General features: G+C 66.3%; 8 protein-coding genes and 2 pseudogenes. 3 read left to right on the forward strand and 7 right to left on the reverse strand.

Going from position 1 to position 11,394, the window contains the following annotated elements:
* Positions 1-184: 184 nt before the first annotated feature.
* The 5 genes and pseudogenes from QO058_RS31155 to QO058_RS18035 form a co-directional block, all read right to left on the reverse strand.
* Positions 185-2,284 (reverse strand): annotated as a pseudogene (locus QO058_RS31155) (glycosyltransferase); the annotation flags it as partial.
* 63 nt (positions 2,285-2,347) lie between these two features.
* Positions 2,348-3,143, reverse strand: a pseudogene (locus QO058_RS18020) (calcium-binding protein).
* Positions 3,144-3,455: 312 nt separating this feature from the next.
* Positions 3,456-4,343 (reverse strand): HlyD family type I secretion periplasmic adaptor subunit, encoded by an 888-nt coding sequence (locus QO058_RS18025; protein ID WP_284167647.1) that lies wholly within the window; start codon positions 4,341-4,343, stop codon positions 3,456-3,458.
* Positions 4,306-4,812, reverse strand: a complete 507-nt coding sequence (locus tag QO058_RS18030) for a putative HlyD family type I secretion protein (RefSeq protein WP_284167648.1) — start codon at positions 4,810-4,812, stop codon at positions 4,306-4,308. Before QO058_RS18030 ends, QO058_RS18025 begins: the two co-directional genes overlap by 38 nt.
* Positions 4,809-6,551, reverse strand: coding sequence for a type I secretion system permease/ATPase (locus QO058_RS18035; protein WP_284167649.1), 1,743 nt, complete (start codon positions 6,549-6,551; stop codon positions 4,809-4,811). The genes QO058_RS18030 and QO058_RS18035 overlap by 4 nt, the downstream gene beginning before the upstream one ends.
* A 460-nt stretch (positions 6,552-7,011) precedes the next feature.
* Here QO058_RS18035 and QO058_RS18040 point away from each other — a divergent pair, with 460 nt between their 5' ends.
* Both QO058_RS18040 and QO058_RS18045 read left to right on the forward strand, forming a co-directional pair.
* The gene (locus QO058_RS18040; protein ID WP_432212069.1) at positions 7,012-7,497 is read left to right on the forward strand and encodes a MarR family winged helix-turn-helix transcriptional regulator; all 486 of its coding nucleotides are present in this window, start codon (positions 7,012-7,014) and stop codon (positions 7,495-7,497) included.
* The gene (locus tag QO058_RS18045; protein ID WP_284167651.1) at positions 7,446-8,663 is read left to right on the forward strand and encodes a glycosyltransferase; all 1,218 of its coding nucleotides are present in this window, start codon (positions 7,446-7,448) and stop codon (positions 8,661-8,663) included. Before QO058_RS18040 ends, QO058_RS18045 begins: the two co-directional genes overlap by 52 nt.
* A gap of 24 nt (positions 8,664-8,687) precedes the next feature.
* Here the strand turns inward: QO058_RS18045 and QO058_RS18050 are convergent, their stop codons facing one another.
* Both QO058_RS18050 and QO058_RS18055 read right to left on the reverse strand, forming a co-directional pair.
* The gene (locus QO058_RS18050; RefSeq protein ID WP_284167652.1) at positions 8,688-9,170 is read right to left on the reverse strand and encodes an OsmC family protein; all 483 of its coding nucleotides are present in this window, start codon (positions 9,168-9,170) and stop codon (positions 8,688-8,690) included.
* The gene (locus QO058_RS18055; RefSeq protein WP_284167653.1) at positions 9,170-9,829 is read right to left on the reverse strand and encodes a GntR family transcriptional regulator; all 660 of its coding nucleotides are present in this window, start codon (positions 9,827-9,829) and stop codon (positions 9,170-9,172) included. The genes QO058_RS18050 and QO058_RS18055 overlap by 1 nt, the downstream gene beginning before the upstream one ends.
* Positions 9,830-9,939: 110 nt before the next feature.
* Here QO058_RS18055 and QO058_RS18060 point away from each other — a divergent pair, with 110 nt between their 5' ends.
* Positions 9,940-11,394, forward strand: coding sequence for an AMP nucleosidase (locus QO058_RS18060; protein WP_284167654.1), 1,455 nt, complete (start codon positions 9,940-9,942; stop codon positions 11,392-11,394).

The raw sequence follows: 11,394 nt of genomic DNA on the forward strand, positions 1-11,394 counted from the left end.
ATTGGCGCGGGAGAGGAGAAATTCCGGGTCGGGGGCGCAGATCCGGCGCCGGCGTGGGCTGCTGCGACGCGGGCTTGTCGACCGCCGCCATCAGCGCCTCGATCTCACCGTCCCAGCGCTGGGTCTGGAGCCAGGAATTGTGCTGCGAGGCGACGCCTCGGGTGTAGTCGAGGCTCTTCGAGATCGACTGGCGCTCCAGATGGTAGAGCGAGACGCTGGGCACGTAGACGACGCCGAGCCCGGCCCGGGCGATCTTGAGGCAGAGGTCGCTGTCCTCGTAGTCGCCGATCACATAGCTGTCGTCGAAGCCGCCGACTTCCATGAACAGCGCCCGCGACAGCACGATACAGGCGCCGGTGACGCCGGGGACCGGCCGTTCGACATTGGCCGGCGCGTAATGGCTCGGCATGCCTTTGAAGTAATGATGGTTGAGCCAGGTGCCTTTGCTGTCGCGCTTGAAATAGAGCCCGGCATGCTGCAGCGAGCCGTCATCATAGAGCAGCTTGGGGCCGACCGCGCCGATGCGCTTGTGCCGGTCGAGGCGCTGGACCAGTGCTGGCAGCCAGCCTTCGCTGTCCGGGATCACGTCGGAATTGACGAGGGCGAGCGTCTGCCCGCGCGAGGCGGCCGCGCCGGCATTGCAGGCGGCCGAGAAGCCGCCATTACGGCCCATCACGACGAGCTGCATCGGTAGTCCATAGGCGAGGAACAGCCCGCCGAGCAGATGGGCGACCTCGGCCTCGTGCTCGGGCGAGTCGAGCACGTAGATCAGCTCGGCCTTCTCGCCGAACCAGCGATCGGCCGCGAAGGCGGAGACTTGCACGCGCAGGAAATCATAGACGCGATAAAGCGGGATCACGACCGAGACCGTCGGATGTGCCGGCGCCTTGCCGAAGCTTCTCACCTGCGGCTCAGGCAAGCTTTCACGCAGCGCTTTCTGGCATTCCGCCAGCACCGGCGCGATCGTCCGCTCCAGCATCTGCGCGCTGAGATGCTGCGGCGGGATCGCGGCCAGGGCGCGGGCGCGGATGGCGACGGCGTCGGCCGGCTGCACGGCCGGGCGCAGCGACAGGACCGTGCCGGATTTCAGCCTGAGCTCTACCCGCGGCTGCAGCACAGGCGCGCCCGATGCGTAACCCGGGACCAGGGCCGCGAAGCCGGTGGCGCGCTTCACGTCGCCATTGGAGCCGGCGGGCAGCAGCGCCGGGAAGCGTTCCAGCCGGTCGAGCACCGGCGTCGGCTCGCCTTCGGAGCGATGCAGCAGCACCTGTTCGAGCAGGCCCTCGGCATCGCGATACCAGCCGCCCAGCAGCAGGCCGCCCGGGGTGCTGACAGCAAGGTCGAGATCGCCCGAGGGGACGTCGTCGTTGCGCCGCACGGTCTGGACGGCGAGCGGCAGCCGACGCTGCATCTCGATCGCCAGCAGACGGCCCTGCTCGGAAAGGCCGGTGAGCTGTTCGACGAGCCAGCTGCGCAGGCCGTCGCGCTGGCTGGCCTTGCCCGCCCACCAACGCCCCAGCGAGGGAATATCCTGCCGCGGCGTGACCGCGCGCACGATCAGGCCGGACTCGGCCTGCAGGACCAGCAGGCCACCAGCCTGCGGCGGAAATTCATCGATGATCAGGTTCAAGGGGCGGTTGCCGGCACGATCCGGACGCCCGAGCCGCGGCCGGGCGGAGAGGCGCGACAATCCGCTCGAATCGAGCCTGTAGGCGGCGCGAACGCTCGAGAGCCGGCCCGGAACCGCAGATTCCAGCAGGATCTTGCCTTCGACAAGCTTGGCGACAGGTGTCGCCGTGGCCGGCTTGCGGGCGAGGATCAGCAGGAATTGGCGCAGGAAGCCGAGATAGCTCGCGCTCTCGCTGAGGCCGAACAGGCTGGGCCAATGGCCGATCAGGGCGTTGGCGAGCGTGCGTCGCGCATTCGGCGTGGCGTCGCGGACAAGCTCGTCCGCATCGGCCATGACATGGACGAGGTCCGGGTCGAACCGAGCCGTGATGTCGCCGCCGGGGCTGTCATCCGACAGGGTCGCTATAGCGTCGCCGGCACCGGCATGACGGAAGACGACCACCACGCGCATGCGGCCATCGCCGAGGGCGAGCGCGATCGAGCCCGAGGCGAGGCGCTTCTCGCGCGCCGTCAGCGCGATGCGTGGCCGCGAGAGCACGGGCGCTTCGATGGTCCAGCTCAACAGGAAGACCGAACCGCTCAGCCGGGACAGATGCAGCTGCGGGCTCAGGCCGTCCGCAACCGGTGCAGGCGCGAGAGAAAGCATGGGTGCCATGTTCCGAAAAGGGCAGGGATGCGGTGCCGGCTGGAAGAAAAATCCAGCCGGCACCGCGCTGCGTCAGGCGACCGAGAAGTAGGAGTTCGGATCGGCCTGGATGTCTTCGGCGGTGACTCCTGACGATCGTCACGGAGTCGCCGTTGCCGAGATCGATGACGGCGTTGCCGCCGACCGTGGTAGCGCGCGCCGCCACGTCCTCGGCAGAGCCGATATCGGTGCCGTTGATGCCCGAGGCGACCTGCAGCAGATCGTGGCCGGCGTCGAAGTCGAGTACGACGTCATTGCCGCCGCCGCCGTTGAAGATGAAGACGTCGTCGCCGGCGCCGCCGGAGAGGATGTCGTCGCCCGCGCCGGCGAAGAGCAGATCGTCGCCCGCGCCACCCTGGATGACGTCGTTGCCGGCGCCGCCTTCAAGCACGTCGTTGCCGGCGCCGCCCTGCAGGATGTCGTTGCCTTCGCCGCCGAGCAGGATGTCGTCACCCGGCCCACCCTGGAGCAGGTCGTCGCCGTCGCCGCCGCGCAGAACGTCGTCACCGGCATTGCCGCGCAGGATGTCGTTACCCGCTCCGCCTTCGAGGACGTCGTCGCCCTCGCCGCCGAAGAGGTTATCGTTGCCGTCGCCGCCGGCGACGATGTCGTCACCCTGGCCGCCGAAGAGCGAATCGTCGCCTTCGCCGCCAGAGAGGAAATCGTTGCCGCCGTCGCCGTAGATCAGGTCGTCACCTTCCTCGCCGAAGAGCGAGTCGACCTGGTCGCCGCCTTTGACGATGTCGTCGCCGGCGCCCGCGAGGATCACGTCGCTGAAACGTGTCCCTATCAAGAAATCATCGAATGCACTGCCTTCGATCGTGGCCATTGTCACCTCCTGGGTGATCAGAGAGCACCTCCAGATTTGCAGAACTCGTTTTCCGCTGTCTCTGGATCATGGTGCGGTTCTGACGGCGAGCCCAAAGGACGCCATCGTCGACGCTCGACAGAGTAGCCAAGATATTCAGTCTATCAAGCAATCTATTGTGACGTTTTTGCGATGCAGCAAAGTTATTGTCATTTTGTATATTATTGAATCAAGGATTATGATCCGAAGTTGCTACGAAATTCGAAGTATTAATTTTAAGGTAATGTTCGCAGTTTTCGCTGCGCCATTACCTGGCACACCGGGACGACGGGCTCAGTCCTCCCTGAAGGCGCGGTTGAAGCTGTCCCTGAGCGGCGAGAGCAGGTAATCCGCCGCAAAGCGCCGGCCGTTGACGATCAGCACTTCGGCGGCCATGCCGGCGTGCAGCGTCACCTTGTTCTCGCGCAGGCTCTCCGGCGTGATCTCGGCGCGGACGACGAAGAAGGCAATGCCGGTCTTTTCATCAACCAGCTGGTCGGCTGCGACATAGCTGACCTTCGCCTGGAGCGGGGGCAGGAGCCGCGCATTGAAGGCGGTCAGCCTGATTTGGGTGTCGGCGCCGACGCGGACCGAGTCGATGTCGCGCGGGTCGACCTTGGCCTCGACGATCAGCGGCTCCTGCTCGGGCACGATGTCGAGGATCGCTTCGCCCGCGGCGACGGCGCTGCCGGCGGTGCGCATCCGGATATTGGCGACGATGCCTTCCTGCGGCGAGATCAGGACGAGCCGGCGCAGCACGTCCTGCGCCTGGACGATGCGTTCGACCACCTCCGAAAGCTGGAGCTGGCTGTCCTGCAGATCCTTGGCGATCTCGCTCTGGCGTTCCAGGCTGATCGACTTGATCTCGAGCTCCGCCCCGGCGACGGCCTGTCCAGCCTTGGCCATGCGGGCCTTCATCTCGCCGGCGCGCCCGGTAAGCTCGCTTTGCCTTGTCTGCAGCTCGACGAGCTGGGAGCGCTTGGCGTAGCGCTTCTCGTAGAGATCCGCGATCGTCTTCACTTCCTCGTCGATCAGCGTGCGCTGGTTGCGCACGGCGTCGATCTGCGCCTGCAGCGCCTCGGCCTCCGCCTGGTGCTGTTCGATCACGCGCTGCTGGATGCGGGTTTTACCATCATAGACCTGGCTACGGGCGCGGAAGAGCACGCGCTCGGCCGTGATCACCTCCCCTTGCGATCGGCGTCAGCGCCTTCTCGATATCGTCAGGGAAATCGATCGCGGTCGTCTCGTTCTGTTCTGCCCGCAGCCGAGCGAGCTTGGCCTCGAGGCCGACGCGCTTGGCCTGGAGCTGCTGCAGCTCGGCGCGGGCGCGGGCATCCTCCAATCTGAGCAGAGGCTCGTCCTTGGCGACGCGTTCGCCTTCGGCCTTGAGCAGGGTCTTGAGGATGCCGCCTTCGAGATGGCTCACCGTCTTGCGCCGGCTGTCGACGATGACGGTTCCCTGCGCGACCGCGGCGTTGTCGAGCCGGGCGGTCACCGCCCAGGCACCGAAACCACCGAAGCCGATCGCCACCGCCGCGACGCCGGCAAGGACGAGATTGCGCAGCGAGGGCATCCGCTCCTCGGGCTCCGCCTCGCTCTTCACTGGCACGAGCGCACGGTCCGGCCGACGCAGCATCGGAAGCTCGCTCATGCGCTCACCTCGCGGGGTGTAGGTGTTTGCTTGGCCGGGTCGAGCTCGACGATGCCGCCGGGCGTGATCATGCCGGCGACGGCCGTGCGTGGGCCGAACTGGGCGACCCGGCCCTCGCGCAGCACCAGGATCTTGTCGACGACCTGCATCACCGAGGGACGATGCGCGATCAGCACGACGATGGCGCCGCTCTCGCGGGCGGCGTTGATGGCTCGGATCAGGCTCTGCTCGCCCTCGGCGTCGAGATTGGCATTGGGCTCGTCGAGCACGATGAGGCGCGGCATGCCGTAGAGCGCTCGCGCCAGCCCGATGCGCTGACGCTGGCCACCTGACAGCTTGAAATCGCCGTCGGCGACATTGGTGTCGTAGCCGAGTGGCAGCCGGCCGATCAGCTCGTGCACGCCGGCTATGCGTGCCGCCTCGAGGATGGCGTGCGGATCAGGCTTGCGCATCCGGGCGATGTTTTCGGCAATGGTGCCGTCCAGCAGCGAGACCGATTGCGGGAGATAGCCGACCATGTCGCCAAACGAGCCACGCTCCCACAGATAGGTGTTGTGCCCGTCGATATAGACGCCGCCGACATTCGGCCTGAGCACGCCGACGAGCAGCCGCGCCAGCGTCGATTTGCCGGCTCCGGAGGGTCCGACCAGACCGAGCACCTCTCCCGGCTGGAGCGTGAAGGAGACGCCTTTGATCACGGTCTGCTCGGCGCCCTTGGGCGCGTAGACCAGCCGGTCGATAACGAGATCGCCCTCGGTTGCGGGCGTCGGCACGCTTTGGCGTTGCGAGCTCTGGGACTGCAGGAGTTCGCGCACGCGCTTCCAGGCCGCGGCGGCGAGCACCCATTGCCGCCAGTCGGAGATCATCGAATCGAACGGGGCGAGCAGCCGGCCGAGCAGGATGCTGGCCGCCATCAACGTGCCGATCGAGACCTCGTGCTTGATGATCAGCACTGCGCCGGTCGCATAGATGGCGAGCTGCATCGTCATGCGGCTGGAGCGGGTCAGGGAGGCGATGAACTTGCCGCGGCGGGTGCCGAGATCCAGATGCTCCAGCATCGCGATCTGCTTGGCGCGCCAACGGCTGGATAGCGCCGGCAGCATGCCCATCGCCTCGATCGTCTCGGCATGGCGCAGGCTCGCGCTGATCTCGTTGATCGAGGCGACGCCCTCCTCGTTCGCATCTTTCAGCGCGCGCCGGGTCAGCATGTCGGAAAGGACGCCGAGCAACAGCAGGATCAGGAGCGAGGCCAGGCCGACCAGCCCGTAGACCCAGTGGAAGGCGAAGAGCACGGCGAGGAAGATCGGCGACCACATTGCCTCCAGCGGCGTCGCGATCGCCGAACTCGCGATGAAATAGCGAATCTCGTTGAGGTCGCGGATCGCCTGCGTCGCCTGTCCGGAGCCTTTCTCCAGCGAGGTCGAGACGGCAGCCTGCATGGCCGGCAGGTTGAGCCGGCGGGCAAAGATGCTCGCCATCGTCTGGAAGGTCAGCGACCGGATGAACTCGACCGCACCGTAGAGCGCGAGCCCCCCGACCGCGATCACGAGCAGCATGGTGAGCGTGTCGTAGCTGCGGCTGACGATAACGCGGTCCTGCACCTGCAGCATGAATAGCGGCACGGTCAGCAGCAGGATATTGACGCAGAAGCTGAGGAAGCCGGCATAGGCCAGCCCGCCGGTAAAACCGCGCTGCAGGCTTCGAATCAACGCGTCGGCAGGCTGGATCGCAACCTTCATGCAGGTCTCCGAGTGGGGCTGGCCATCAGATGGCGCTGTCGACGCCTGTGCCGGTACGGCAGGTTCTGAACGTTATTGAAAGGGTGACATACAAGTCGTGTCTATAATATGACAGATGATGCCTTGTGAAATATAGGCAATTGCTGAGAATATGGCAGAACCGTGCTTTATTTCAAATTTTGAAACAGTTCATGACTATAGTAGATTCTGATAAAATCTTAAATTCATTCTGTTCGGGGTGGCATGTGCTTTGCGTATAGGCTATTCGTCAGCCAAAGGGGCTCGGAGGGCTGACTGCTCATTTCGAGATCAGGCGGAGTAGGGAATGCATCTAAAACCCCATGACGGCGCTCGATTCCTAGGCAATGGCTTCAACGGAGATCATCGCGGCGACCCTCGTCGCGCGGAGCCCGAATCGGCGCCCGCGCGGGCGCCGGTGTCGCAGCTCGATCTCGCGCGCATGATCGAGCGGGCGAGCCGGCGCTTCCTCGATTATCTCAGGCTCGAGCTCACCAAGCTCGGCGTCGACGACATCTCGCCCTCGCAGGTAATGGTGCTGTTCACCATCGGCTCTGGCGAGATCGCGGTGCGCGATTTGCTCGACCGCGGCCACTATGTCGGCTCGAACGCCTCCTACAATCTCAAGCAACTGGTCGAGAGCGGCTATCTTGAACGCGGCGCCTCGCCGCGAGACCGCCGCCTCGCCCGGATCTCGCTCTCGCCGAAAGGACAGCTTCTCGTCGAGCGGTTGAAACTCGTCGATGAGACCAGCCAGTTCGGCCAGGGTCTCGACATCGATCTCGAAGCCGACCTCCAGACTACCCACGACACCTTGCGGCGCCTCGAACAATGGTGGGGCGACGCACTGCGCTATGGCGGGATCCTGCTGGCCTCATGCACGTCCTATTCGTTCATCGTTCAGGATCTGGTCAGTTCGCTCACCTGATCCAGCGCCTCGTCGCCGAGGGCGGCGAGGTCACGCTGGTGACGGAGAAGCCGGAGCCGGACCGCCCGGGGATCAGGCAGATCGCCTATTCGGTAGGCGAGCCCGCGACTGCGCATGCGACGCTGGCGGCGACCGACTACCATGTCCGCACCGGCGAGGCGGTTGCGGCCGAGCTGGCGCGGCTGCATCGGCACGACAGGCCGGATGCGATCCTCGGCCATGTTGGCTGGGGTGGCATGCTCTTCGCCAAGGATGCGATGCCGGGCGTGCCGCTGATCGGCTACTGCGAGTATTTCTACAACGCCACCGGTTCGGATCTCGACTTTGATCCGGCCTTCACCGTGCCGGAGGCCGAGCGGCGGCGTATCCGGATGCGCAACGCCGCGCAGTTGGTGACGCTGCAGACGCTCGACTTCGCCTATGCGCCGACGCGCTGGCAGCAGCAGCAATACCCGCGCGCCCTGCAGCCGCGTATCGCAGTCTGCCATGACGGCATCGACGTCAACGCCTGTCGGCCGGATGCGCAGGCGGTGTTCACATTGCCCGATGGGCGCGTGCTGCGCCCAGGCGACCCGGTCGTCACCTTCGCCGCGCGCGACCTCGATCCCTATCGCGGCTATCCGCAATTCATGCGGGCGGCCGCCCGCATCGCACAGGAACGACCTGACGCGCTCTTTGTCGCGGTCGGCGGCGACGGGCCGGGCTATGGCCGGCCGCGTCCGGACGGGCGGCTCTGGCGCGAGGTAATGCTGGCGGAAACCGGGCTCGCCGAGCGGATTGTCCATGTACCCTGGCTCGCACATGCCGATCTTGTCAGGTTGTTCCAGGTCTCGGCCGCCCATGTCTATCTGAGCGTTCCCTTCGTCCTGTCCTGGTCGATGCTGGAGGCGATGGCCTGCGGTGCCTTGATCGTCGGCTCGGCCACGCCGCCGGTCCAGGAGGTCGTTCGCCATGGCGCCAACGGCCTGATCGCGCCCTTCTTCGACGAGGCGCGCCTGGCGAAGACCGTCATCGCCGCGCTCGACAGGGGTGCCGAGCTGATGCCGCTGCGTGCGGCTGCACGCCAGACGATCGTCGCGCGCTATGAGCGCGACGCTTGCGTCGATCGCCAACTCGGCTTCATTGGCCGGCTCGTCGCCGAGGATGGCCTGCTCGCGGCGCAGTGACGGCCCCGTACAGCCGTACCGATCTCAGGCTGCGCCCCGATAGGCCCAGCTGCCCCGGGTCTCGATCGTCGAGCGCACCGAATTGGCCAGGAAGCAGTTCGCGTGAGCTTGGTGGTGCAGCGCCTCGACGGCGGCCTGGTCCGGCGCCAGCGGCCCGCTGAAGACGACATGCGGCTTGAGCGTCACCGTGGCGATCCAATCCTGCCCCTCGGCATTCTTCAGCATCGCGCCTTCGGCGGCGTCGGCATAGCTGTCGATCCGGAAGCCACGTCGCGAGGTCAGGTCTAGGAACCAGAGCATGTGGCAGCTCGACAGCGCCGCGACATAGGCCTCCTCGGGATCGACATTAGCCGGGTTCGAGAACGGTACGCGCACAACATGCGGTGAGCTCGAGGCCGGCACTTCGAGCCCGCCATCGAAGCGCCAGAGATGGGCGCGGCTGTAGCGGCGGTCGAGGAAGACTTCTTCGCCGCGTTGCCAAGTGACCGTCGCGCCATGTGTCGCCATCAACTCTCTCCCTGTCCGGAGCAGGCCGCGAGCACGACCGCGCGCGTCGCCTGCAGATGCTGATTGAGGATGTTCTGGGCCGCCGTCCCGTCGCTGGCTGCGACGGCGGCGATCAACTGGCGGTGCTCATCCGCCCATCCCTGCTTGCGCGCGCCTGGGCCGAGCGCCTGGGCGCTGAACCGGTCGATCGGCGCGCGCAGCTGCCGGAACAGAGCAAGGCTGCGGGGTCGCCCCGCCGGCTGGTAGAGCGCTTCGTGGAAGGCAATGTCGCCGGAGATCCAGCCAAGCCGGTCGTCGGCGTCCTCCAGAGCGTTCTGCAGCCGCTTGAGCTCGCGCAGCAAGCGCTGGTCGTGCTGGCCGAGCGCCCGCGCCAGCAGATCACCCTCGACCAGCAGCCTGAGATCGAAGAGTTCGTCGATCTCCTGCGCCTGCGGCCGGCTCACGCGCGCGCCGCGATAATGCGCGACGTCGAGCAATCCTTCGGCCTGGAGCTGGGCCAGCGCTTCACGCACCGGGATGCGGCTGACGCCGTACTCGGCCGCGAGCTGCTCCTGGCGCAACAAATCGCCCGGCTGCCAGTGCCCGGCATCGATCGCCTCGCGCAGGCGCTGGGCGAGGGCGGACGCGGTCGTAGCAGCGGCGAGGCGAAGGGTTGTCATGGGATAATTGTATCCAAATTTTGATCGACTGCAAGCAGAGCCGATGCGGTGCTGTTGTCAGGGGCTCGCCGGGCCAGCTACAAGCACGCCGAACGAGAGGTCGTTCGCGCATGACATTCGAGATCGCCGCCACGCCGCAGGAGGCTGTCGACCGGCTGGAACTGCTTTACGAGCAGGCGCGGACGGCGCTGCGAAACGACCTGCAGCGCTTCTTCGAGACGGCGCAGCCTCCGACGCTGGATGAACGGGCGCTCTATCGCTACCCGATGCTCCGCGTCACCTACGAGCCGTCGAAGCTGCCGGCGGCGACGCGGCGCGGCTACGCCAAATTCGCCGCCCCCGGCATCTACTCGACCACGGTGACGCAGCCGGCCGAGTTCCGCGCCTATCTGCTCGACCAGCTCCAGCCGCTGGTGGATGAATACGGCGCGACGATCGAGACCGGCATCAGCAGCCAGGAAATTCCTTACCCCTACGCGCTCGACGGTGGCGACGAGCTCGGCCGGGGCGCGGTCACTGCCGCCGAGCTTGCCCGACATTTCCCGACGCCGCTATTGGCGCTGGTCGGCGACGAGATTGCCGACGGCACCTTCGAGATCGTCGAGGGCGAGCCGCGCCCGCTCTCGCTCTTCGATGCGGTCCGGGTCGACTATTCGCTGCGGCGCCTCGTTCACTACACCGGCACCGACTGGCGCGCCGTGCAGCCCTGGGTGCTGCTGACCAACTACCACCGCTATGTCGATCAGTTCGTCCGGCTTGCTCTGGCCGAGATCGAGGCCGGCACGGCGCTGGCGTTGGTGACGCCAGGCGGCATCCGCATCGACCGCGACGGCATCGATGTCAGCGCCGCCGAGCGGGTGATGTCGGCGCCCTGGCATCGCTTCCAGATGCCGGCCTATCACCTGATCCGCGAGAGCGGCGAGGGCGTCACTCTCGTCAATATCGGGGTCGGGCCCTCCAACGCCAAGAACATCACCGACCATCTCGCGGTGCTGAGGCCCAATTGCTGGCTGATGGTCGGCCATTGCGGCGGCCTGCGTCAGACGCAGATCATCGGCGACTACGTCCTCGCCCACGCCTATCTCCGGCAGGACGGCATTCTGGACGAATTGGTGCCGCCCGACGTGCCGGTTCCGGCCCTGGCCGAGGTCCAGGTCGCCTTGCAGGAGGCGGCGGCCGAAGTCACCGGCGAGAAGGGCGACCGCCTAAAGCAGCGCCTGCGCACCGGCACTGTCGTGACGCAGGACGATCGCAACTGGGAGCTGCGCTGGACCAAGGAGCGCAAGCGCATCAATCTGTCGCGCGCCATCGCGGTCGACATGGAATCGGGCACCATCGCGGCGCAGGGCTATCGCTTGCGGGTGCCCTACGGCACCTTGCTCTGCGTCTCCGACAAGCCGCTGCACGGCGAGATCAAGCTGCCCGGCGCCGCCAACGCCTTCTATGAGCGCGCCGTCGGCGAGCATCTCAAGATCGGCCTCGCCGCGCTCGAGAAGCTCAAGGAAGCCGGCTCACAGATCCATTCGCGCAAGCTCAGGAGTTTTGATGAGCCGCCGTTCCGCTAG

Origin of the sequence: Bosea vestrisii (genome assembly GCF_030144325.1) — a bacterium.
In the GTDB taxonomy this organism is placed as follows: domain Bacteria; phylum Pseudomonadota; class Alphaproteobacteria; order Rhizobiales; family Beijerinckiaceae; genus Allobosea; species Allobosea vestrisii_A.

Bases quoted from the DNA above. Each gene is read 5' to 3' on its own strand.
- QO058_RS18030 (WP_284167648.1), bottom strand. From the start codon at position 4,812: ATGAGCGAGCTTCCGATGCTGCGTCGGCCGGACCGTGCGCTCGTGCCA.
- QO058_RS18035 (WP_284167649.1), bottom strand. From the start codon at position 6,551: ATGAAGGTTGCGATCCAGCCTGCCGACGCGTTGATTCGAAGCCTGCAG.
- QO058_RS18040 (WP_432212069.1), top strand. From the start codon at position 7,012: ATGATCGAGCGGGCGAGCCGGCGCTTCCTCGATTATCTCAGGCTCGAG.
- QO058_RS18045 (WP_284167651.1), top strand. From the start codon at position 7,446: ATGCACGTCCTATTCGTTCATCGTTCAGGATCTGGTCAGTTCGCTCAC.
- QO058_RS18050 (WP_284167652.1), bottom strand. From the start codon at position 9,170: ATGGCGACACATGGCGCGACGGTCACTTGGCAACGCGGCGAAGAAGTC.
- QO058_RS18055 (WP_284167653.1), bottom strand. From the start codon at position 9,829: ATGACAACCCTTCGCCTCGCCGCTGCTACGACCGCGTCCGCCCTCGCC.
- QO058_RS18060 (WP_284167654.1), top strand. From the start codon at position 9,940: ATGACATTCGAGATCGCCGCCACGCCGCAGGAGGCTGTCGACCGGCTG.